The organism is Pseudomonas sp. WSY_20 (genome assembly GCF_043104335.1).
GTDB lineage: Bacteria > Pseudomonadota > Gammaproteobacteria > Pseudomonadales > Pseudomonadaceae > Aquipseudomonas > Aquipseudomonas parafulva_B.
On record NZ_JBICKP010000080.1, the window covers coordinates 1 to 21,129 of the forward strand.

General features: G+C 62.0%; 21 protein-coding genes. 17 read left to right on the forward strand and 4 right to left on the reverse strand.

The genetic code is table 11. From position 1 onward, the window contains the following. The first annotated feature begins 160 nt into the window (after positions 1-160). The 3 genes from ACF8E5_RS18790 to ACF8E5_RS18800 are packed head-to-tail and all read left to right on the forward strand — an operon-like array spanning position 161 to position 3,723. A complete protein-coding gene (locus ACF8E5_RS18790) occupies positions 161-820 on the forward strand; it encodes a paraquat-inducible protein A (RefSeq protein WP_196125945.1) in 660 nt (219 codons plus the stop codon). Then, positions 807-1,430: a paraquat-inducible protein A gene (locus tag ACF8E5_RS18795; RefSeq protein WP_058603173.1), complete on the forward strand. Its 624-nt coding sequence runs from the start codon at positions 807-809 to the stop codon at positions 1,428-1,430. Before ACF8E5_RS18790 ends, ACF8E5_RS18795 begins: the two co-directional genes overlap by 14 nt. After that, a complete protein-coding gene (locus ACF8E5_RS18800) occupies positions 1,423-3,723 on the forward strand; it encodes a PqiB family protein (RefSeq protein ID WP_058638658.1) in 2,301 nt (766 codons plus the stop codon). Before ACF8E5_RS18795 ends, ACF8E5_RS18800 begins: the two co-directional genes overlap by 8 nt. Positions 3,724-3,851: 128 nt before the next feature. Here ACF8E5_RS18800 and rpsT read toward each other — a convergent pair whose 3' ends face one another. Continuing rightward, positions 3,852-4,130 carry a 30S ribosomal protein S20 gene (rpsT, locus tag ACF8E5_RS18805; protein WP_023533220.1) on the reverse strand — a complete coding sequence of 93 codons (279 nt, stop codon included), beginning with the start codon at positions 4,128-4,130 and terminating at the stop codon, positions 3,852-3,854. A 250-nt stretch (positions 4,131-4,380) separates the two neighbouring features. Here rpsT and murJ point away from each other — a divergent pair, with 250 nt between their 5' ends. The 6 genes from murJ (at position 4,381) to ispH (ending at position 11,716) form a co-directional block, all read left to right on the forward strand. Further along, on the forward strand, positions 4,381-5,919 hold the full coding sequence (murJ, locus tag ACF8E5_RS18810) for a murein biosynthesis integral membrane protein MurJ (RefSeq protein WP_196186685.1): 1,539 nt from the start codon (positions 4,381-4,383) through the stop codon (positions 5,917-5,919). A 118-nt stretch (positions 5,920-6,037) separates the two neighbouring features. Further along, positions 6,038-6,988, forward strand: a complete 951-nt coding sequence (gene ribF / locus ACF8E5_RS18815) for a bifunctional riboflavin kinase/FAD synthetase (RefSeq protein WP_392475656.1) — start codon at positions 6,038-6,040, stop codon at positions 6,986-6,988. Further along, the gene (gene ileS, locus ACF8E5_RS18820; RefSeq protein ID WP_058603170.1) at positions 6,985-9,816 is read left to right on the forward strand and encodes an isoleucine--tRNA ligase; all 2,832 of its coding nucleotides are present in this window, start codon (positions 6,985-6,987) and stop codon (positions 9,814-9,816) included. Before ribF ends, ileS begins: the two co-directional genes overlap by 4 nt. Continuing rightward, the gene (gene lspA, locus ACF8E5_RS18825) at positions 9,809-10,324 is read left to right on the forward strand and encodes a signal peptidase II (RefSeq protein WP_058638649.1); all 516 of its coding nucleotides are present in this window, start codon (positions 9,809-9,811) and stop codon (positions 10,322-10,324) included. Before ileS ends, lspA begins: the two co-directional genes overlap by 8 nt. Continuing rightward, a complete protein-coding gene (gene fkpB, locus ACF8E5_RS18830; RefSeq protein ID WP_058603168.1) occupies positions 10,317-10,754 on the forward strand; it encodes an FKBP-type peptidyl-prolyl cis-trans isomerase in 438 nt (145 codons plus the stop codon). Before lspA ends, fkpB begins: the two co-directional genes overlap by 8 nt. A gap of 14 nt (positions 10,755-10,768) precedes the next feature. After that, positions 10,769-11,716 (forward strand): 4-hydroxy-3-methylbut-2-enyl diphosphate reductase, encoded by a 948-nt coding sequence (ispH, locus tag ACF8E5_RS18835; protein ID WP_058603167.1) that lies wholly within the window; start codon positions 10,769-10,771, stop codon positions 11,714-11,716. 36 nt (positions 11,717-11,752) lie between these two features. On the opposite strand, the gene ACF8E5_RS18840 is transcribed toward ispH, so the two are convergent. Next, on the reverse strand, positions 11,753-12,250 hold the full coding sequence (locus ACF8E5_RS18840; protein WP_078479151.1) for a GspH/FimT family pseudopilin: 498 nt from the start codon (positions 12,248-12,250) through the stop codon (positions 11,753-11,755). Positions 12,251-12,359: 109 nt separating this feature from the next. Here ACF8E5_RS18840 and ACF8E5_RS18845 point away from each other — a divergent pair, with 109 nt between their 5' ends. From ACF8E5_RS18845 to thiO, 5 genes are read left to right on the forward strand one after another with little or no spacing between them, the layout of a single operon-like run. Further along, positions 12,360-12,542: a prepilin-type N-terminal cleavage/methylation domain-containing protein gene (locus ACF8E5_RS18845; RefSeq protein WP_058638647.1), complete on the forward strand. Its 183-nt coding sequence runs from the start codon at positions 12,360-12,362 to the stop codon at positions 12,540-12,542. Beyond that, on the forward strand, positions 12,539-13,177 hold the full coding sequence (locus ACF8E5_RS18850; protein ID WP_058603164.1) for a PilW family protein: 639 nt from the start codon (positions 12,539-12,541) through the stop codon (positions 13,175-13,177). The genes ACF8E5_RS18845 and ACF8E5_RS18850 overlap by 4 nt, the downstream gene beginning before the upstream one ends. Further along, positions 13,174-13,638, forward strand: coding sequence for a hypothetical protein (locus tag ACF8E5_RS18855; protein WP_196186687.1), 465 nt, complete (start codon positions 13,174-13,176; stop codon positions 13,636-13,638). Before ACF8E5_RS18850 ends, ACF8E5_RS18855 begins: the two co-directional genes overlap by 4 nt. A 1-nt stretch (position 13,639) precedes the next feature. After that, positions 13,640-14,026 carry a type IV pilin protein gene (locus tag ACF8E5_RS18860; RefSeq protein WP_196186688.1) on the forward strand — a complete coding sequence of 129 codons (387 nt, stop codon included), beginning with the start codon at positions 13,640-13,642 and terminating at the stop codon, positions 14,024-14,026. Between the two features lie 56 nt (positions 14,027-14,082). Beyond that, positions 14,083-15,180 (forward strand): glycine oxidase ThiO, encoded by a 1,098-nt coding sequence (thiO, locus tag ACF8E5_RS18865; protein ID WP_392475657.1) that lies wholly within the window; start codon positions 14,083-14,085, stop codon positions 15,178-15,180. Positions 15,181-15,188: 8 nt separating this feature from the next. Here the strand turns inward: thiO and ACF8E5_RS18870 are convergent, their stop codons facing one another. Both ACF8E5_RS18870 and ACF8E5_RS18875 read right to left on the reverse strand, forming a co-directional pair. After that, entirely contained in the window at positions 15,189-15,419 is a 231-nt protein-coding gene (locus tag ACF8E5_RS18870; RefSeq protein WP_023533255.1) for a PP0621 family protein, read from the reverse strand. A 94-nt stretch (positions 15,420-15,513) separates the two neighbouring features. Beyond that, positions 15,514-16,533 (reverse strand): outer membrane protein assembly factor BamD, encoded by a 1,020-nt coding sequence (locus ACF8E5_RS18875; protein WP_058638642.1) that lies wholly within the window; start codon positions 16,531-16,533, stop codon positions 15,514-15,516. A 147-nt stretch (positions 16,534-16,680) separates the two neighbouring features. Between ACF8E5_RS18875 and rluD the strand changes: the two genes are divergently transcribed. The 3 genes from rluD (at position 16,681) to clpB (ending at position 21,118) form a co-directional block, all read left to right on the forward strand. Next, a complete protein-coding gene (gene rluD, locus ACF8E5_RS18880) occupies positions 16,681-17,643 on the forward strand; it encodes a 23S rRNA pseudouridine(1911/1915/1917) synthase RluD (RefSeq protein ID WP_023533229.1) in 963 nt (320 codons plus the stop codon). Beyond that, positions 17,640-18,380 carry a peptidoglycan editing factor PgeF gene (gene pgeF, locus ACF8E5_RS18885; RefSeq protein ID WP_058638641.1) on the forward strand — a complete coding sequence of 247 codons (741 nt, stop codon included), beginning with the start codon at positions 17,640-17,642 and terminating at the stop codon, positions 18,378-18,380. Before rluD ends, pgeF begins: the two co-directional genes overlap by 4 nt. A gap of 173 nt (positions 18,381-18,553) precedes the next feature. Then, on the forward strand, positions 18,554-21,118 hold the full coding sequence (clpB, locus tag ACF8E5_RS18890; protein ID WP_392475658.1) for an ATP-dependent chaperone ClpB: 2,565 nt from the start codon (positions 18,554-18,556) through the stop codon (positions 21,116-21,118). The last annotated feature ends 11 nt before the right edge of the window (positions 21,119-21,129 follow it).

Sequence of the window (21,129 nt, forward strand, 5' to 3'; positions counted from 1 at the left end):
TCCAAAAAATTTTCCAAGCCTGCCTGTCGCTCAGGCACCCCTCCCTGATCGGCAAGAATCCAAATTTAGATCGCCTGGCCATTCGAAGCTGTATCTCCAGCCTATGCCGTCCTCCATAAGATCACTAGAATAACCCCACGCACTTACTCAGAAGCGTCCTATGTCCAACCCCGTCGAGCCAGAAACGCTGGCTGATCTGTCACTCGAAGACTTGGTCGCATGCCATGAATGCGATCTACTCTTACGCAAACCTGTGATCCACCCCGGTGAAAAAGCGCTTTGCCCACGCTGCGGCTACGAGCTCTATGCGCACCGGCATAATGTGGTCAATCGCAGCCTGGCGTTGGTGCTGACGGCGCTGGCGCTGTTCATCCCAGCCAATTTCCTGCCGATCATGCAGTTGCATCTGCTAGGTCAGACATCGGACGACACCGTCTGGAGTGGCGTACTGGGATTGTACGATTCGGGCATGCAGGGGGTGGCCATCGTGGTTTTCCTGTGCAGCATGGCGATACCGTTGGCAAAACTGATGTGTCAGCTGGTCGTTTTGCTGGCGATTCGGCTTAACACAGGGCGCAGGCTAGGGTTGTTGCTGTACAGGACCTATCACCACTTGCGTGACTGGGGCATGCTCGAGGTCTACTTCATGGGCGTGCTCGTGGCTATCGTCAAATTGGTGGACCTGGCGGAACTTACCGTAGGGGTTGGGCTGTTCTGCTTCATCAGTCTGCTGTTGATTCAGGTCTGGCTGGAGGTCGTAATGTCACCGCATCAGGTCTGGAGTGCATTATCGGGGGAGGACCCGCATGCGGGCGATTGATGCAGGTATCGTTGTCTGCAACGAGTGTCATGAACTGAACAGGCAAGCCACAGGCGACGCATCCCAAACCTGCACGCGGTGCGGTGCCAGGGTGCATCCGCGACGACCGAACAGCATCATGCGCACCTGGGCGCTGCTCATCGCTGCCTCCATTCTTTATATTCCGGCCAACGTGCTGCCGATCATGACCGTCAGCTCATTCGGTCAAGGCACGCCCGACACCATCATGTCGGGCGTCATTGCCCTGCTCAAGCACGGCATGGTACCGATTGCGGCCGTGGTATTTACGGCCAGTATCCTGGTGCCTACGTTCAAGCTGGTGGGGATCGGCCTGCTGTTGTATTCCGTGCAGCGCAGGCAGCCCCTGTCGGCGCGTCAACGGATCTGGATGTACCGTTTCATCGAATTCATAGGACGTTGGTCCATGCTCGACATATTCGTCATCGCCATTCTGGTGGCAGTGGTGAATTTCGGCAGGATAGCCAATGTCGAAGCCAATCTGGGCGCTGTCGCCTTCGCAACTGTGGTGATCCTGACAATGCTTGCTGCTTTGACTTTCGATCCCCGACTGATTTGGGATAACACGGAGTCGGATGACGACCATGAGTGACCTGCCAACGGCTAAAACCCGCCCTGCCTCCAATTGGTCGGCCATCTGGATCCTGCCCCTGATCGCACTGATGATCGGAGGCTGGCTCGCATGGCAGGCCTACCGTGAGGCTGGCGTGCAGATCGAGGTGCGTTTCGAGTCGGGCGAAGGCATCGTCGCCAACAAGACCGAAGTCATCTACAAAGGCATGCCGGTCGGCAAGGTCAAGAGCCTGGTGCTGGATGCAGAGGGCGAGAATCAGGGTGTCATCGCTACCATCGAGATGAACCAGGCGGCCGAAGGGCATCTGAACAAGGGCACGCGTTTCTGGCTGGTCAAGCCGAGCGTCAGCCTGGCAGGTATATCCGGCCTCGAGACGTTGGTGTCTGGTAACTACATTGCCGTCAGCCCTGGAGAAGGGGAGCCCACCAAGCGGTTCACCGCGCTCAAGGTGGCACCCCCACTGTCGGATTCCGAGCCTGGTTTGCACCTTACCCTCAAGGCCGAGCGCCTGGGGTCGCTCAATAAAGACAGCCCGATCTTCTACAAGCAAATCCAGGTCGGCCGCGTGAAGAGTTACCGGCTTTCCGAAGACCAGAGCACGGTCGAGGTGAAGATTTTCATTGAGCCGGCCTATGCGAGTCTGGTGCGCAAGCACACGCGCTTCTGGAACGCCAGCGGCGTCAGCATCGATGCCTCTCTGTCGGGGGTCAAGGTGCGCAGTGAGTCGCTGTCGAGCATCGTCGCCGGCGGTATCGCCTTTGCCACGCCAGAGCACCGCAAGGACAGCCCGCCCACTGACCCAAGCCTGCCATTTCGCCTGTACGAGGACTTCGATGCAGCTCAGGCCGGTATTCGAGTAAAGGTAAAGCTGAGCGACTACGAGGGCTTGCAGGCAGGCCGTACGCCCGTCATGTACAAAGGTATCCAGGTGGGCTCTCTCAAGACCCTGAAAATGGAAGACAACCTATCCAGCGCCACCGCCGAGCTGACGCTGGACCCATTGACCGAAGACTATCTGGTTGATGGCACCCAGTTCTGGGTGGTCAAGCCTTCCATTTCCCTGGCGGGCATCACGGGCCTGGAAGCGCTGGTCAAGGGTAACTACATTGCCATCCGCCCTGGCGAGAAAGGCGCTCGCCCTGAGCGCGAGTTCGAAGCGCGCGCCAAAGCGCCGCCGTTGGACCTGAAGGCGCCGGGCCTGCACATGGTGCTGTTCGCAGATACCCTGGGCTCCCTGGAAGTAGGTAGCCCCGTAACCTTCAAGCAGGTGAAGGTAGGTAGCGTGCAAAGCTATCAGTTCGCCCGTGACAGCAACCGCATTCTGATCGGTGTTCACATCGAGAAAGAATACGAAAAACTAGTAAACGGCTCGACACGGTTCTGGAACGCCAGTGGTATTACCCTCACCGGTGGCCTGTCCGGCATCAAGATCAAGAGTGAATCCCTGCAGACCTTGATGGCAGGCGGCATTGCCTTCGACACGCCACGGCCCAATGTGCCGCTAAAGCGCCATATCCCGCGTTTCCGCTTGCATGAGAGCCAGGAGGCAGCCAATCGTGCCGGTACCCTTATCACCATCCGCGTAGAGCGTGCCGATGGGCTCAAGCCAGGCACCGCCATCCGCTTCCGGGGGCTGGATGTGGGCAGTGTAGAAAGTGTGGACCTTACCAAGGACATGCAGGCAGTGCTGTTGAAGGCGCGTATTACCGAAGCGGCAGAGCGCATAGCTCGTGCCGGCACTCAGTTTTGGGTGGTCAAGCCATCCTTCGGCCTGGTGCGCACCGAAAACCTCGACACGCTGGTAGGCGGGCAGTACCTGGAGGTACAGCCTGCGGTCAAGGACAGGGGTCCTCAGCGTGACTTCATCGCACTGGCCGAAGCGCCCGAGGTTGCGGGGCCCGAAGTGGGTTTGCCAGTGACCCTCAGCGCACCTCGGCTAGGCTCCATCAAGCCCGGTGTGCCCGTGACATTCCGCGAGGTGGCGGTGGGCAAGGTGACCGATGTCGAGCTGGGGCAGAGTGCCGACAGGGTGTTGATCCACATTCTGATCGAGCCACGTTATGCCAGCCTGGTACGTAGCGGCAGCCGCTTCTGGAACAGCAGCGGCTTTGGCTTCGATTGGGGCTTGTTCAAGGGCGCCACCGTGCGCACGGAGTCGCTGGAAACATTGATCGATGGCGGTATCGCCTTCGCGACGCCCGAGGGTGAACGCATGGGCACCCCGGCTCGGCCAAGGCAAACCTTCCCGCTGTTCGAAAAAGCCGAAGACGAATGGCTGCAGTGGGCACCCAAGATCCAGATCGCCAAGTGATACAGGGCAGGGCCGCCATGCGGCCCTGCAACTATTCAGAGCGTGCGTTGAGCCACGAACCGGGAAACTGACAAAACGCAGGCATAAAAAAACCGACCCTGAGGTCGGTTTTTTGACTAGCGCGTCGCTTAGGCAGCTGCAGCTTCTTTCAGCGCCTTGATGTGGCCATTCAGACGGCCTTTGTGACGAGCAGCCTTGTTCTTGTGGATGATACCTTTGTCGGCCATACGGTCGATTACAGGTACAGCCAGAACGTAAGCGGCTTGCGCTTTTTCGGCGTCTTTTGCGTCAATGGCTTTAACTACATTCTTGATGTAGGTGCGGACCATGGAACGCAGGCTGGCGTTGTGGCTGCGACGCTTCTCAGCCTGTTTTGCACGTTTCTTGGCGGAAGGTGAGTTGGCCACCGTCGAGCTCCTCGAAAGACTTTAGGTAAATAGCAAACAAAATAGGCCGCGAATCATGCCGATCAGTCGGACGGATGTCAAGGCCACTTGCAAGGTTCCGCCGAGCGGTGCGCCAACAAGCGGGAAAGATTCCTTTCTGCTGCGCGACCTGTACACTCGGGAATTTTTGGCTCCCCTGCGAAGGCGCGGGAGTATCGCACATTCGGGCGCGCTCTGGCAGCGTCCTCTGTCATTGGCGTGAATCTTTTCGATGAACCTGCTCAAATCCCTGGCTGCGGTAAGCTCGATCACCATGATTTCGCGGGTGCTGGGCTTTGTCCGCGACACCATTCTGGCGCGTATTTTCGGCGCCGGCGTTGCCACCGATGCCTTCTTTATTGCATTCAAGCTACCCAACCTGCTGCGCCGCATCTTTGCCGAAGGGGCGTTCTCCCAAGCATTCGTGCCCATTCTTGCCGAATACAAAAGCCAGCAGGGCGAAGAGGCCACGCGTACTTTCGTGGCCTACGTCAGCGGCTTGCTGACGCTGGTGCTGGCCGTTGTGACCGGCATCGGCATACTGGCCGCACCCTGGGTGGTGTGGGCCACGGCGCCTGGTTTCGTCGACAACGCCGAGAAATACCAGCTCACCACCGATCTGCTGCGGGTCACCTTTCCTTATATATTGCTGATCTCGCTGTCATCGCTGGTGGGCGCCATCCTCAACACCTGGAACCGCTTCAGCGTGCCGGCCTTCACGCCGACCTTGCTCAACGTGGCGATGATCGTGTTCGCCGTATTGCTCACGCCGTATTTCAATCCGCCGATCATGGCGCTGGCCTGGGGCGTGCTGGCCGGTGGCCTGGCGCAACTGCTCTACCAGCTGCCGGCCCTGAAAAGGATCGGCATGCTGGTGTTGCCGCGGCTGAACCTGAAAGATGCAGGCGTGTGGCGGGTGCTCAAGCAGATGATCCCTGCCATCCTCGGCGTCTCGGTGAGCCAGATATCGCTGATCATCAATACTATTTTCGCCTCGTTCCTGGTGGCAGGTTCTGTCTCCTGGATGTATTACGCAGACCGGCTTATGGAACTGCCGTCTGGTGTCCTGGGCGTCGCTTTGGGCACCATCTTGCTACCGACCCTGGCCAAGACCTACGCCAACAAGGACCGGGAAGAGTACTCGCGCATCCTCGACTGGGGCCTGCGCTTGTGCTTTTTGCTGGTGCTGCCGTGTACGCTGGGGCTGGCGATCCTTGCCGAGCCGCTGACCGTGGCCCTGTTCCAGTACGGCAAATTCAGCGCGACCGATGCGGCCATGACCCAGCAGGCGCTGATCGCCTATTCCGTTGGCCTGCTGGCAATCATCATGGTCAAGGTGCTGGCGCCGGGCTTCTATGCGCAGCAGAATATTCGCACGCCAGTGAAGATTGCCGTCTTCACCCTGGTCTGCACGCAACTGTTCAACCTTGTGCTCATCGGCCCGCTGGCGCATGCCGGACTGGCCCTGGCCATCAGCCTTGGCGCCTGTCTCAACGCCGGCCTGCTGTTCTGGAAACTGCGCACCCAGCAGCTGTTCCAGCCGCAACCGGGCTGGGCCGTGTTTCTGCTCAAGCTGGTGTTGGCGGCAGGCCTGATGTCCGGTGTCCTGTTGGCCGGCATGCACTACCTGCCGGCCTGGGTCGAGGGAAACATGCTTGAACGACTGATGCGGTTGATGGCGCTGATCATGGCGGGCGTCGTCACCTACTTTGGTTGCCTGTACCTGTGCGGTTTCCGGCCTCGGCAGTTCGCCCGCAAAGCCTTGCACTGAGGCGGCGGGCGCGTCAGGCGTCGGTTTTTCGCAATCCACGCCGCCCTTGGGCGCTGCTGCCTGTCACCGGCGCCCGGGTGTGGTTATAATCGGCCACTTTATGAGCAAGAAGCGCGTTATGCAGCTGGTTCGAGGTCTTCACAACCTGCGCCCCGAACACCGGGGGTGTGTCGCCACCATTGGCAACTTCGACGGGGTACATCGTGGCCACCAGGCAATCCTGGCGCGCCTGCGCGAGCGCGGCCAGGCCCTGGGCCTGCCGACCTGCGTGGTAATCTTCGAACCGCAGCCGCGTGAGTACTTCACGCCCGACACCGCGCCGGCCCGCCTGGCCCGGCTGCGCGACAAGGTCGCGTTGCTGGCCGGGGAGGGCATCGACCGCGTGTTGTGCCTGGCCTTCAACCAGCGCCTGGGTGAGCTCGACGCCGACGACTTCGTCAGTACCATCCTGGTCGATGGCCTGGGCGTGCAGCATCTTGAAGTGGGTGACGACTTCCGCTTTGGCTGTGACCGCAAAGGCGACTTCGCCTTCCTGGTCCAGGCAGGCGCGCAGTATGGTTTTACCGTAGAAGCCGCCAACACCGTGATCCAGGACGGCCTGCGGGTCAGCAGTACCGAGGTGCGCAAGGCGCTGTCGCAAGGCAACTTCGAGCTGGCCGAGCACCTGCTGGGCCGCCCGTACAGCATCACCGGCCGCGTGTTGCATGGCCAGAAGCTGGCCCGCCAGCTCGGCACACCCACCGCCAACATCCAACTCAAGCGCCGTCGTGTACCGTTGGCCGGGGTCTACCTGGCCAGTATCGAGATCGATGGCAAGGCCTGGGCGGGTGTCGGCAACATTGGCGTGCGTCCTACCGTTGCCGGTGACGGACGCCCGCACCTGGAAATCCATCTTCTGGACTATGCCGGTGACCTTTATGGCCGCCGCCTGACGGTGGTGTTCCACCACAAGCTGCGTGAAGAGCAGCGATTCGCCTCCCTGGAGGCGCTGAAGTCGGCGATCGATGCGGATATCGCCGCCGCACGTGCACATTGGCACGCTCAACCGCTAACCAAGAGCCTGAAATGACCGACTACAAAGCCACGCTAAACCTTCCGGACACCGCCTTCCCCATGAAGGCCGGCCTGCCTCAGCGCGAACCGCAGATTCTGCAGCGCTGGGACAGCATTGGCCTGTACCAGAAGCTGCGCGAGATTGGCAAGGATCGTCCCAAGTTCGTCCTGCACGACGGCCCGCCCTACGCCAACGGCAAGATCCACATCGGTCATGCGCTGAACAAGATCCTCAAGGACATGATCGTCCGTTCCAAGACCCTGGCCGGCTTCGATGCGCCGTACGTGCCGGGCTGGGACTGCCATGGGCTGCCGATCGAACACAAGGTCGAAGTCACCCATGGCAAGCACCTGACCGCCGACCGTACCCGCGAGCTGTGCCGCGAGTACGCTGCCGAACAGATCGAAGGGCAGAAGACCGAGTTCATTCGCCTGGGCGTGCTGGGCGATTGGGACAACCCCTACAAGACCATGAACTTTGCCAACGAGGCCGGTGAAATCCGCGCCCTGGCCGAGATGGTCAAGCAGGGCTACGTGTTCAAGGGCCTCAAGCCGGTGAACTGGTGCTTCGATTGCGGCTCGGCACTGGCCGAGGCCGAAGTCGAATACGCCGACAAGAAGTCGCAGACCATCGACGTGGCGTTCCCTGTCGCCGATGACGCCAAGCTGGCCGCAGCCTTCGGTTTGGCGGCACTCGAAAAGCCGGCCGCCATCGTGATCTGGACCACCACCCCGTGGACCATCCCTGCCAACCAGGCACTGAACGTTCACCCCGAATTCCAGTACGCTTTGGTCGATATCGGCGAGCGCCTGCTGGTCTTGGCCGAAGAGCTGGTCGAGTCCTGCCTCAAGCGCTTTGAGCTGGAAGGTTCGGTAATCGCCACTGCTCCAGGCTCGGCCCTTGAACTGGTCAACTTCCGTCACCCGTTCTACGACCGCCTCTCGCCGGTCTACCTGGCCGAGTACGTCGAACTCGGCGCAGGCACTGGCGTGGTGCATTCCGCGCCGGCCTACGGTGAAGACGACTTCGTGACCTGCAAGCGCTACGGCATGGTCAACGATGACATCCTCACGCCCGTGCAGAGCAACGGGGTGTACGTCGAATCGCTGCCGTTCTTCGGCGGGCAGTTCATCTGGAAGGCCAACCCGGCCATCGTAGAGAAACTGGGCGAAGTCGGTGCGCTGATGCACACCGAGACCATCAGCCACAGCTACATGCACTGCTGGCGTCACAAGTCGCCGCTGATCTACCGTGCCACCGCACAGTGGTTCGTGGGCATGGACAAACAGCCACGCGACGGTGAACCGCTGCGCGAGCGTGCCCTCAAGGCCATCGAGGACACCAAGTTCGTCCCGGCGTGGGGCCAGGCACGCCTGCACTCGATGATCGCCAACCGGCCTGACTGGTGCATCTCGCGCCAGCGCAACTGGGGGGTGCCTATCCCGTTCTTCCTGAACAAGCAGACGGGTGAGCTGCACCCACGCACCGTCGAGTTGATGGAAGAGGTTGCCAAGCGCGTCGAGCAACAGGGCATCGAGGCCTGGTTCAAGCTCGACGCCGCCGAGTTGCTGGGCGCCGAAGCCGAGCAGTACGACAAGATCGCCGACACCCTGGACGTATGGTTCGACTCTGGCACCACGCACTGGCATGTACTGCGCGGCTCCCACGACATCGGCCATGCCACCGGCCCCCGCGCCGATTTGTACCTGGAGGGTTCCGACCAACACCGCGGCTGGTTCCACTCGTCGCTGTTGACCGGCTGCGCCATCGACGGCCACGCCCCGTACCGCGAGCTGCTGACCCACGGCTTCACGGTGGACGAGAACGGCCGCAAGATGTCCAAGTCGCTGGGCAACACCATCGAGCCCGAGAAGGTCAACAACACCCTGGGTGCCGATATCCTGCGCCTGTGGGTAGCTGCCACCGACTACTCCGGCGAAATGGCAGTGTCCGAGCAGATCCTGCAGCGCAGCGCCGATGCCTACCGGCGTATTCGCAACACCGCACGCTTCCTGCTCTCCAACCTGACCGGCTTCGACCCGGCCCGCGACCTGCTCGCGCCGCAGGACATGCTGGCCCTGGACCGTTGGGCGGTGGACCGCACCCTGTTGCTGCAACGCGAGCTGGAAGAGCACTACGGCGAGTACCGCTTCTGGAACGTCTACTCCAAGGTGCACAACTTCTGTGTGCAGGAGCTGGGTGGTTTCTACCTCGACATCATCAAGGATCGCCAGTACACCACCGGTGCCAACAGCGTCGCCCGTCGCTCCTGCCAGACCGCGCTGTACCACATCAGCGAGGCGCTGGTGCGCTGGATCGCGCCGATCCTGGCCTTCACCGCCGACGAAATCTGGCAGTACCTGCCGGGTGAGCGTAACGAGTCGGTCATGCTCAATGGCTGGTATGAGGGCCTGAGCGAGCTGCCGGAAGGCACCGAACTCGATCGCGCCTATTGGGATCGGGTGATGGCGGTCAAGGCTTCGGTCAACAAGGAACTGGAAAACCAGCGGACCGCCAAGGTCATCGGCGGCAACCTGCAGGCCGAAGTCACCTTGTATGCGGACGAGGGCCTGAGCGCCGACCTGAACAAGCTGGGCGACGAGCTGCGCTTCGTGCTCATCACCTCGGCTGCCAGCGTTGTGCCGTTCGCGCAGGCGCCTGCCGAGGCGGTGGCGACCGAAGTGGAAGGCCTCAAGCTGAAAGTGGTCAAGTCCGGCTACACCAAGTGCGGCCGTTGCTGGCACTTCCGTGCAGACGTCGGCAGCCATCCGGAGCACCCGGAAATCTGCGGTCGCTGCGTGGAAAACCTGACCGGCTCCGGCGAGGTGCGCCACTATGCCTAACCTTGCAGGGGGGCGCTTCGGGCGCCTCGCGTGGCTGTGGCTGAGCGTGCTGGTCCTGGTCGTCGACCAGGCCACCAAGCTGTACTTCAACAATGCCCTGACCATGTACCAGCAAATTGTCGTCATCCCCGACTACTTCAGCTGGACCCTGGCCTACAACACTGGCGCTGCGTTCAGTTTCCTGGCCGATGGCGCCGGCTGGCAGCGTTGGTTGTTCGCCCTGATCGCCGTGGTGGTCAGCGCAGTGCTGGTGGTGTGGCTCAAGCGCCTCGGTCGTCATGAAACCTGGCTGGCCGTAGCGCTGGCCCTGGTACTGGGTGGTGCTATCGGGAACCTCTACGATCGCATCGTGCTGGGCCATGTGGTCGATTTCATCCTGGTGCACTGGCAGAACCGCCACTACTTCCCGGCCTTCAACGTGGCTGACAGCGCCATCACCGTCGGCGCAATCATGTTGGCGCTGGATATGTTCAAGAGCAAGAAATCCGAGGAGCCGGTCCATGACTGACATTCGTATCGGCCAGAACACCGAAGTCACCCTGCATTTCGCCCTGCACCTGGAAAACGGTGACACGGTCGACAGCACGTTCGACAAGGCACCTGCCACCTTCAAGGTGGGCGACGGCAACCTGCTGCCGGGCTTCGAGGCCGCGCTGTTCGGTTTCAAGGCTGGCGACAAGCGTACCGTGGAGGTTGCCCCGGAGAACGCCTTCGGCCAGCCTAACCCACAGAATGTGCAGGTTATGCCGAGGTCCCAGTTCGAAGGCATGGAGCTGTCCGATGGCTTGCTGATCATTTTCAAGGACGCCGCCAACGCCGAACTGCCGGGCGTGGTGAAGGCCTTCGACGACGATCAGGTGACCATCGACTTCAATCACCCACTGGCTGGCAAGACCCTGACCTTCGAGGTGGAGATCCTCGAGGTGAAGGCCCTGTAGGCCTGGAGCCGATCATGCAAATCAAACTCGCCAACCCGCGCGGCTTCTGCGCGGGGGTCGACCGGGCAATCGAAATCGTCAACCGCGCGCTGGAAGTGTTCGGCCCGCCCATCTATGTGCGTCACGAAGTGGTGCACAACAAGTTCGTCGTCGAAGACCTGCGCAGCCGTGGCGCCATTTTCGTCGAGGAGCTCGATCAGGTGCCGGACGATGTCATCGTCATCTTCAGCGCCCATGGGGTTTCCCAGGCCGTGCGTCAGGAAGCCGGTGGGCGCGGCCTGAAGGTGTTCGATGCCACCTGCCCGTTGGTCACCAAGGTGCACATCGAGGTGGCCAAGTACAGCCGCGATGGCCGTGAGTGCATCCTGATTGGCCATGCCGGGCACCCGGAAGTCGAAGGCACCATGGGGCAGTATGACGCCAGCAACGGCGGGGCCATCTACCTGGTAGAAGACGAGAACGATGTGGCCAATCTGCAGGTGAAAGACCCTGACCACTTGGCATTCGTGACGCAAACTACCCTGTCGATGGACGACACCAGCCGCGTGATCGACGCGCTGCGTGCGCGCTTTCCCAACATCGGCGGGCCGCGCAAGGACGATATCTGCTACGCCACGCAAAACCGCCAGGATGCCGTGAAGCAACTGGCCGACGAGTGTGATGTGGTCCTAGTGGTCGGCAGCCCCAACAGTTCCAACTCCAACCGGCTGCGTGAACTTGCCGAGCGCATGGGCACCCCGGCCCATCTGATCGACGGTGCTGAAGACCTGCAGCGGGCCTGGTTCGACCAGGTTGGCCGCATCGGCATCACCGCAGGCGCGTCCGCGCCGGAAGTGCTGGTGCGCGGCGTCATCGAACAGCTCAAGGCATGGGGCGCTACGGGCGCCGAAGAGCTGGACGGGCGTGAAGAGAACGTCACCTTCTCGATGCCCAAAGAGCTGCGTGTGCGCTCATTGATCTGATCGCCTGCGCGGGCCTGAGCGTTTATCCATAAACGCTCAGGCCCCAGCATCTGTGCACCTTCGACTATCGCGGATTTCATTCGATACCCGGACCCTGCCGCTGGACGCCATCACCACTTGATGCTGGCTGGTGCCGGCCGAGCGCGTGCATACCTCGAAAGTCGCCGCCAGCCAGTTGCCGGCAGGGTTGACTGGCAGGCCCATGGCCGTGAACGTCATCGTCGTACCCAGGTTCGCGGCGATCTGCAGAGGCCGGCGCAGGCGTTGTTCACGCAGCACCCGCGAATCCTGCACCAGCATCACTCGCCATCCGTTGCCCCACGCATCGTCGAGCGCCTGCACCCGCACATCCTCACCCAACAGCATGGCGTGCCCGCGTGCGCTACGCAGCGTTTGCGCCAAGTCCCGCGTGACGGCAGCACGGTGTAGGTCATCGCTGAGCTTGACGTAGGCAGGCGCCCCAAGCTGCGTCAGGACAGCGAGCACCGCCAGCGCCGACACCGTTTGTATCAGTGTTACTCCCTGTTGCTTCACCGTGCATTTCTCCTTGGGCGTGCTTGGCTTTAGCTTCACGCACGCGGGGTCACCCTTCCAGTGGCAGGCGTACATCGACAACGCATGAAAAGTCGCAGGAGCTGCAGGGATGCAGGTAACGCAACGGGGCATGACGCTCTTGGAAACGCTGTTGGCCATGGTGGTGATTGCCGTGGGCATGTTTGCCGCAGCGGCGCTGCACATGCAGGCTTTGCAGGCCACGCATGACGCTCGGCAGCAGGTGCAGGCGGTGCTGGCATCTGCCAGTGCACATGAGCAGGCGCTGCCATGAGGCTTCGGCAAAACGGGGTCGGATTGCTCGAACTGCTGCTGGCGCTGGCACTCGGGTTGATGCTGTTGGCCGGCGCCAGCCAGTTGTTCACCTCTGCCCACCGGGCGTGGCAGTTGCAAGGGGCTGCGCTGCGCATGCAGGAAGATGCACGGCTGGCCCTATTGCGCATGGCCCAGGACGTCCGCATGGCTGGCATGTTCGGCTGCCTGCGCTTAGAGCCCGCTGATCTGCCGGACGGCGACACCCTTGCCGCCTTTAGCCGACCGCTGGAAGTCGAGGAATCAAGCCTTACGGTGGTAGTGGCCGACCTTCCGGGCCATTCGCTCAAGCCCCAATGGACCCTGCTCACTGACTGCGTCGGTTACGCCAAAGTACATCGTGGACATGTCCACGCCGCCGCGCCGCTGATGGCCATCCCCATCACCCGGCATCGTTACGCCGTCAGGGACGATACCCTGTACTTCACCCGTGGCAGCAGCACCCAGCCCCTGCTTGAGCATGTGCGCCGTCTGCACGTGGTGGCTGCGGATGATGGCCAGCGTATCGACCTGCACTTGAATCTGTTCGACCCTTTGTTGGCGCTGGAGCAGCAGTACGTTGTCAGTGTGGCCCGCCGCAACGGGGGCGAGCCATGACACGTGAGCGGGGGGTGGGGCTGCTGTTGGCGTTGGTGCTGAGCCTTTTGTTGGGGGTGCTGAGCACTTCGGCGCTACGTGCAGCCGCCGTTGAAACGCAAATGGTAGGCCTGTTCAAAGATGGTCAGCTGGCCTTCGAGCAGGCCGAAGCCACATTGGCGGTTGGCAAGCAATCGATCGTGCAGGCGCCGCCACCGCCGTGTGAAGTGTGTCTGCCGCCGGAGCAGCCTCATCGCCTGGCTGGGGCCTGGCAAGCCGGGCCGGAAGGTTTTTTTCAGGTGCAGAACCTAGGCACTACGCAACGCGCCGTGGCTATCCCGATGGGGCGACCAGTGACCGTGTTCCGGGTCACCGCGGTCAGCCAGCGAAGTCATCCGCGGCAGGCAGTGGAAGCGGTGTATGCCAACGATGGCGGTGAGCTTGTCCGCATGGCGTGGCGACAAAGATTCAGAGGAGACTGACATGCAGCAAGGCATTAGTCTGATCGAGCTGTTGATTGTGCTGGCCGTCACCGGCATTCTGGCAGCCATTGCCTACCCCCGTTACAACGACCACCTGCGGCAGGCAGCGCGCCACGAGGTGGTCGCCCTGTTGCAAGATGCCGCATTGCGCCTGGAACGCCATCGCTTGCTTACTGGCCGGTATGCCGAAGGCGACCCGAGTCTGCCTTCGGGCAACCGCTACTACAGCCTGCAAGCGCTGCGCGAGGACCAGACCTTCACCCTGCGTGCCCGACGTTTGCCCACAGGGCTCATGGCCGAAGACCGCTGTGGCGATTTCGAGCTTGATCAAGCTGGGGTAGGGCGCAACCACGGCGCCAGCGACAGCGCGCGCTGCTGGGGAGGCTGAACGGTCACAGGTGCCCGGTGCATCGCGGTTTTTTACTTCAGGTGTTGAATCGACAGATGAGCAAGCAAGTAGTGGTGGTCGGTGGCGGGGTCATTGGCCTGCTGACGGCATTCAACCTGGCGGCGAGCGTTGACCAGGTGGTGATATGCGACCAGGGCGAGGTAGGCCGCGAGTCATCCTGGGCCGGGGGCGGTATCGTCTCACCCCTGTATCCGTGGCGCTACAGCCCGGCAGTGACCGCCCTGGCACATTGGTCGCAGGACTTTTATCCACAGCTGGGCGAGCGCTTGTTCGCCAGCACAGGCCTGGACCCTGAAGTGCATACCACCGGGCTTTACTGGCTCGACCTGGATGATCAAGCCCAGGCCTTGGCGTGGGCGGGCCGTGAGCAGCGCCCGCTGAGCGCCGTGGACATTTCGGCGGTGTACGACGCAGTCCCTGTGCTGGGGCCAGGCTTTGAGCGGGCCCTCTACATGGAAGGCGTGGCCAATGTGCGCAACCCGCGCCTGGTCAAATCGCTGAAGGCAGCGTTGCTGGCATTACCCAATGTGAGTGTGCGTGAGCACTGCCAGATCACGGGTTTTGTGCAGCAGAATGGTCGTATCGTTGGGGTGAGCACCGCTGAAGGCGAGCTGGCCGCCGACGAAGTCGTACTCAGTGCCGGCGCCTGGAGCGGCGAACTGCTACGCCACCTGGGTCTTGAGCTTCCGGTCGAGCCGGTGAAAGGGCAGATGATCCTGTTCAAATGCGCTGAAGATTTTCTGCCAAGCATGGTGCTTGCCAAAGGCCGTTATGCAATTCCGCGCCGGGATGGGCACATTCTGGTAGGCAGCACGCTGGAGCATGCCGGCTACGACAAGACCCCCACCGATCAGGCGCTGGCAAGCCTCAAGGCATCGGCGGTGGATCTGCTCCCCGGCCTGGATGGCGCGTCCGTGGTGGCCCACTGGGCCGGGCTACGGCCAGGTTCGCCTGAAGGCGTTCCGTTTATCGGGCCGGTGCCAGGTTTTGATGGGTTATGGCTGAACTGCGGCCATTATCGAAACGGGCTGGTGCTGGCGCCAGCCTCGTGCCAACTGCTGGCCGATTTGCTCAGTGGCGCCGAGCCCATCATCGACCCGGCACCCTACGCCCCCCATGGGCGTCTTGGCTAACCGCCCGATCAACCCTGGCGGCCAGGCCCCTGCTGCAAGTGCGCCTGGCTGCAATACCAGGTGTTGCCCTGCGCCAGTGCTTGATCGGTGGGCAGGTGCACGCCGCAATGCGCGCAGCGAACCATTTTTAGAGGCGCGTCGAGCTTGGCCTCTTGACGCGGTTGCTGGCTGAGTTTGAATTTGCGCCACAGCCAGAACGCGGCGGCGATCAGAACGATCCAGAAAAGTAGGCGAACCATGGTGTTCAGCTTGTCGAATGAAAGAGGATGACAGTCTAGGGCGCAGGCAATAAAAAAGGGAGGTCCAGGACCTCCCTTTCATGCAACGCCCGAATCAGTCGAACAGACCAAAGGTCATGTAGCTGAACCAGGAGCGGTTGCTATTGGCTTCCTTGGGCCCTGGTGGCTCGATCGGGTCGCCGTTTTCGTCCTTGGGCAGCAGCTCCTTGGGCATTTCGTCACGCGCATCCTGGAACTGCTTGATCACGTCCTGGTTGGCGCGGGTCTGGCCCGGTGGCAGCGGGGTGTCGGTTTCGATCAGGCCCAGCGTAGCCTTGGACAGCCAGCCGCGACCGTCAGACTCGGTCTGCTTGGGCTGGAACTCGCCATCGGCCAGGCTCGGGTGGTCCGGGTAGTTGAGCTTCAGGGTCTCGAGGCTAGTGGCAGCCAGGTCGTCCAGGTGCATCTTCTGGTACGCCTCGACCATCACCGCCAGGCCGTCGCCAACCGAAGGCGTTTCCTGGAAGTTCTCCACCACGTAGCGGCCACGGTTGGCGGCAGCCACGTATGCCTGACGGCTGAGGTAGTAGTCGGCCACGTGGATTTCATAGGAGGCCAGCAGGTTGCGCAGGTAGATCATGCGCTGCTTGGCGTCCGGGGCGTAACGGCTGTTGGGGAAACGGCTGGTGAGCTGCGCGAACTCGTTGTACGAGTCGCGTGCCGCGCCCGGGTCGCGTTTGGTCATGTCCAGCGGCAGGAAGCGCGCCAGCAGGCCACGGTCCTGGTCGAAGGAGGTCAGGCCTTTGAGGTAGTAGGCGTAGTCGACGTTCGGGTGCTGCGGGTGCAGGCGGATGAAGCGCTCGGCAGCCGACTTGGCAGCCTCCGGCTCCGAGTTCTTGTAGTTGGCGTAGATCAGCTCCAGCTGCGCCTGGTCGGCATAGCGGCCGAACGGGTAACGCGACTCCAGGGCCTTGAGCTTGTTCACGGCGCTGGTGTAGCTGGAATTGTCCAGGTCAGCCTGGGCCTGCTGATACAGCTCGGCCTCGCTGAGGTTCTCGTCGATGACTTCCTTATTAGAGGAACAGGCCGCGGTGAGCCCGAGGATGGCGATCAGCAGCAGGTGTTTCACTTGCATGGCGGCTTGCGTCCCTTTGACGGCCGCTGTCTTGGGCGGGGCCGTCCTGTTATGATGAGCGCCCCGGCCAACCCCGGGACAAAAGAAGCCGTATTTAACCACAAGCTCGCAGCTGAAACCAAAGGCTGTGCGCCCACTGAATCGAGCATGTCCGAGATCATTCAACTTAGCGCAGAGGTCCCGTCCGAACTGGGCGGTCAACGCCTCGACCAGGTCGCCGCCCAATTGTTCGACGAGTATTCGCGCTCGCGGCTGACGGCCTGGATCAAAGATGGCCGTCTGACGGTCGACGGTGCTGTACTGCGCCCGCGTGACACCGTGCATGGCGGTGCCGTGCTGGCCCTGGAAGCCGAGCAGGAAGCCCAGGGCGAATGGGAGGCCGAGGACATTGCGCTGGACATCGTCTATGAAGACGACCAGATCCTGGTCATCAACAAGCCTGCGGGCCTGGTGGTGCACCCGGCTGCCGGCCATGCCAGCGGTACCTTGCTCAACGCCTTGCTGCATCACGTGCCCGACATCATCAACGTGCCACGTGCCGGCATCGTCCACCGCCTGGACAAGGACACCACCGGCCTGATGGTCGTGGCCAAGACCTTGCAGGCGCAAACCCACCTGGTGGACCAGTTGCAGAAGCGCTCGGTCAGCCGTATCTACGAATGCATCGTGGTGGGCGTGGTCACTGCCGGTGGCAAGATCGACGCCCCCATCGGTCGCCACGGCGGCATGCGCCAGCGCATGGCTGTCACAGACGGTGGCAAGCCAGCGGTCAGCCACTACCGTGTGCTCAAGCGTTTCCGGTCGCACACTCACGTGCGGGTCAAGCTCGAAACCGGCCGTACCCACCAGATTCGCGTGCACATGGCCCACGTCGGCTTCCCCCTGGTCGGTGACCAGACCTACGGCGGGCGCTTCCGCATCCCGCCTGCGGCAAGCCCGACCATGGTCGAGGCGGTCAAGACCTTCCCGCGTCAGGCCCTGCACGCACGCTTCCTGGCACTGGTGCACCCGGCGACGGGCGAGCGCATGGAATGGGAATCGCCACTGCCCGATGATTTCGTCTGGCTGCTGTCGCTGCTCAACCAGGATCGCGAGAGTTTCATCGGATGAGTGGCCTGACGCAGTCGCTGCTGACACCGGACTGGCCTGCGCCAGCCTCGGTTCGCGCCTGCGTCACCACCCGCCAGGGCGGCGTCAGCCTGCCGCCTTTCGATACCTTCAACCTGGGTGACCATGTGGGGGACGACCCTGCGGCCGTTGCCCAGAACCGTCTGCGCCTGAGCGGCGAGTTCGACATCCAGCCCGCCTGGCTCAAGCAGGTGCACGGCTTGGCCGTCGTCGATGCCGACCCCTCCCGCGTGGTCGAAGCCGATGCCAGCTGGACCGACCGGCCAGGCATCGCCTGCACGGTGATGACCGCCGATTGCCTGCCTGTACTTTTCTGTGACCAGGCCGGTACGCAGGTGGCGGCAGCCCATGCGGGCTGGCGCGGGCTTGCCGGGGGCGTGTTGGAAGCCACCCTGGATCGCTTGGACGTACCACCGGCTCAGGTGCTGGTATGGCTGGGCCCGGCGATTGGGCCCCAGGCATTCGAAGTGGGCCTGGAAGTGCGTGATGCCTTCACTGCGGTGCACCCGGAGGCCGCGCGGGCATTCGTCGACGGTGAGCGACCCGGCAAGCTGATGGCCGATATCTACGCCCTGGCCCGTATTCGCCTGGCAGCCCGTGGGGTCACGGCTGTTTACGGTGGCGGCTTATGCACGGTGAGCGACGAGCGGTTCTTCTCCTATCGGCGTACCCCGCAAGGTGGGCGTTTCGCTTCCTTGGTGTGGCTGGCGCCGCGCTAGCAATGGGCCGCACCTGCCTTTACACCGGTGCAAATCCAACAGCTTGACCTCCGTCAACCCCGCTACGCTTGAATCTTCCAGAATCAGCCTTATCTATAAGACATCTCAGGCAGGTTTCTTCATAAACAGGCGCTGTCCATCGCTCCGACCTGCCCTTTACAGGAAGGTACATCATGCGAATAGACCGTTTGACCAGCAAGCTCCAGCTTGCAATATCCGATGCGCAATCCTTGGCCGTTGGCATGGATCACCCCGCCATCGAGCCTGTCCACTTGCTCCAGGCCTTGCTCGAACAGCAAGGTGGCTCTATCAAGCCACTGCTGATGCAGGTCGGCTTCGACATCAATAGCCTGCGTCAGGCGATGGTCAAGGAACTTGACCAACTGCCGAAAATCCAGAACCCCACGGGCGATGTGAACATGTCGCAGGATCTGGCACGCCTGCTCAACCAGGCAGACCGCCTGGCCCAGCAAAAGGGTGATCAGTTCATTTCCAGCGAGCTGGTCGTGCTGGCGGCCATGGACGAGAACAGCAAGCTGGGCAAGTTGCTGCTCAGCCAGGGCGTGAGCAAGAAAGCCTTGGAGAACGCCATCAACAACCTGCGCGGTGGTGCGGCCGTGAACGATGCCAACGCCGAGGAATCGCGTCAGGCACTGGACAAGTACACCGTCGACCTGACCAAGCGTGCCGAAGAAGGCAAGCTTGACCCTGTGATCGGCCGTGACGACGAAATCCGCCGCACCGTTCAGGTGTTGCAACGCCGTACCAAGAACAACCCCGTGCTGATCGGTGAGCCCGGCGTGGGCAAGACCGCCATTGCCGAAGGCCTCGCCCAGCGCATCATCAACGGTGAAGTGCCAGATGGCCTGAAAGGCAAGCGTTTGCTCGCCCTGGACATGGGGGCCCTGATTGCCGGCGCCAAGTACCGGGGTGAATTCGAAGAGCGCCTCAAAGGCCTGCTCAACGAACTGTCGAAGCAGGAAGGGCAGGTGATCCTGTTCATCGACGAACTGCACACCATGGTCGGCGCCGGTAAAGGCGAGGGTGCCATGGATGCGGGCAACATGCTCAAGCCGGCCCTGGCCCGTGGTGAACTGCATTGCGTAGGCGCCACCACCTTGAACGAGTACCGCCAGTTCATCGAGAAGGATGCGGCCCTGGAGCGTCGCTTCCAGAAGGTGCTGGTGGAGGAGCCTAGCGAAGAGGACACCATCGCTATTCTGCGTGGCCTGAAAGAACGCTATGAAGTGCACCACAAGGTGGCTATCACCGACGGCGCCATCATCGCGGCGGCCAAGCTCAGCCACCGCTACATCACCGATCGCCAGTTGCCTGACAAGGCCATCGACCTGATCGACGAGGCTGCCAGCCGTATTCGGATGGAAATCGACTCCAAGCCTGAGGTCCTCGACCGTCTCGACCGCCGTCTGATCCAGCTCAAGGTCGAGTCCCAGGCGCTCAAGAAAGAAGAGGATGAGGCTGCCAAGAAGCGCTTGGAGAAGCTGACCGAGGAAATCGAGCGCCTTGAGCGTGAATATTCCGACCTCGAGGAGATCTGGGCGTCGGAAAAAGCTGAAGTGCAGGGTTCGGCCCAGATTCAGCAAAAGATCGAGCAAGCGCGTCAGGAACTTGAGGCCGCCCGCCGCAAAGGCGACCTGAGCCGCATGGCTGAGCTGCAGTACGGGGTAATCCCGGACCTGGAGCGCAGCCTGCAGATGGTCGACCAGCACGGCAAGACCGATAACCAATTGCTGCGCAACAAGGTGACCGAGGAAGAAATCGCCGAAGTGGTTTCCAAGTGGACGGGCATCCCTGTGTCCAAGATGCTGGAAGGCGAGCGCGAGAAGCTGCTGAAAATGGAAGCGCTGCTGCACCAGCGTGTGATTGGCCAGAGCGAGGCCGTTACCGCCGTGGCCAACGCGGTGCGCCGGTCCCGGGCAGGCTTGTCCGATCCTAACCGGCCCAGCGGCTCGTTCATGTTCCTCGGCCCGACCGGCGTGGGCAAGACTGAACTGTGCAAGGCGCTGGCCGAATTCCTGTTCGATACCGAGGAGGCCATGGTGCGTATCGATATGTCCGAGTTCATGGAGAAACACTCCGTGGCGCGGCTGATCGGTGCACCACCAGGCTATGTGGGGTACGAGGAGGGCGGTTACCTGACCGAGGCCGTGCGCCGCAAGCCGTACTCGGTGGTGCTGCTCGACGAGGTAGAGAAGGCTCACCCCGACGTGTTCAACGTATTGTTGCAGGTACTGGAAGACGGACGCCTTACCGATAGCCACGGGCGTACCGTGGACTTCCGCAATACGGTCATCGTGATGACGTCCAACCTCGGCTCTGCACAGATCCAGGAGTTGGTGGGCGATCGCGAGGCGCAGCGTGCTGCCGTGATGGATGCGGTGGGCGCGCACTTCCGTCCCGAATTCATCAACCGGATCGACGAAGTGGTGGTGTTCGAACCGCTGGGCCGCGAGCAGATCGCCGGCATTACCGAGATCCAGCTGGGACGGCTGCGCAGCCGCCTCATGGAGCGTGAGCTCTCCCTGAGCTTGAGCCCGCAAGCCCTGGACAAGCTGATCGCCGTGGGTTACGACCCGGTGTATGGTGCGCGGCCGCTCAAGCGCGCGATTCAGCGCTGGATCGAAAACCCGCTGGCGCAGTTGATCCTGTCGGGCAAGTTCGTGCCAGGTACGGCGATCACTGCCACGGTGGAAGACGACGAGATCGTCTTTGCGTGACGTTAAGTTGT

Bases quoted from the DNA above. Each gene is read 5' to 3' on its own strand.
- ACF8E5_RS18875 (WP_058638642.1), bottom strand. From the start codon at position 16,533: ATGCAAGTGAAACACCTGCTGCTGATCGCCATCCTCGGGCTCACCGCG.
- rluD (WP_023533229.1), top strand. From the start codon at position 16,681: ATGTCCGAGATCATTCAACTTAGCGCAGAGGTCCCGTCCGAACTGGGC.
- ACF8E5_RS18795 (WP_058603173.1), top strand. From the start codon at position 807: ATGCGGGCGATTGATGCAGGTATCGTTGTCTGCAACGAGTGTCATGAA.
- pgeF (WP_058638641.1), top strand. From the start codon at position 17,640: ATGAGTGGCCTGACGCAGTCGCTGCTGACACCGGACTGGCCTGCGCCA.
- lspA (WP_058638649.1), top strand. From the start codon at position 9,809: ATGCCTAACCTTGCAGGGGGGCGCTTCGGGCGCCTCGCGTGGCTGTGG.
- ACF8E5_RS18800 (WP_058638658.1), top strand. From the start codon at position 1,423: ATGAGTGACCTGCCAACGGCTAAAACCCGCCCTGCCTCCAATTGGTCG.
- ispH (WP_058603167.1), top strand. From the start codon at position 10,769: ATGCAAATCAAACTCGCCAACCCGCGCGGCTTCTGCGCGGGGGTCGAC.
- murJ (WP_196186685.1), top strand. From the start codon at position 4,381: ATGAACCTGCTCAAATCCCTGGCTGCGGTAAGCTCGATCACCATGATT.
- ACF8E5_RS18855 (WP_196186687.1), top strand. From the start codon at position 13,174: ATGACACGTGAGCGGGGGGTGGGGCTGCTGTTGGCGTTGGTGCTGAGC.
- ACF8E5_RS18790 (WP_196125945.1), top strand. From the start codon at position 161: ATGTCCAACCCCGTCGAGCCAGAAACGCTGGCTGATCTGTCACTCGAA.
- thiO (WP_392475657.1), top strand. From the start codon at position 14,083: ATGAGCAAGCAAGTAGTGGTGGTCGGTGGCGGGGTCATTGGCCTGCTG.
- fkpB (WP_058603168.1), top strand. From the start codon at position 10,317: ATGACTGACATTCGTATCGGCCAGAACACCGAAGTCACCCTGCATTTC.
- clpB (WP_392475658.1), top strand. From the start codon at position 18,554: ATGCGAATAGACCGTTTGACCAGCAAGCTCCAGCTTGCAATATCCGAT.
- ileS (WP_058603170.1), top strand. From the start codon at position 6,985: ATGACCGACTACAAAGCCACGCTAAACCTTCCGGACACCGCCTTCCCC.
- ACF8E5_RS18850 (WP_058603164.1), top strand. From the start codon at position 12,539: ATGAGGCTTCGGCAAAACGGGGTCGGATTGCTCGAACTGCTGCTGGCG.
- ACF8E5_RS18845 (WP_058638647.1), top strand. From the start codon at position 12,360: ATGCAGGTAACGCAACGGGGCATGACGCTCTTGGAAACGCTGTTGGCC.
- ACF8E5_RS18860 (WP_196186688.1), top strand. From the start codon at position 13,640: ATGCAGCAAGGCATTAGTCTGATCGAGCTGTTGATTGTGCTGGCCGTC.
- ribF (WP_392475656.1), top strand. From the start codon at position 6,038: ATGCAGCTGGTTCGAGGTCTTCACAACCTGCGCCCCGAACACCGGGGG.
- ACF8E5_RS18870 (WP_023533255.1), bottom strand. From the start codon at position 15,419: ATGGTTCGCCTACTTTTCTGGATCGTTCTGATCGCCGCCGCGTTCTGG.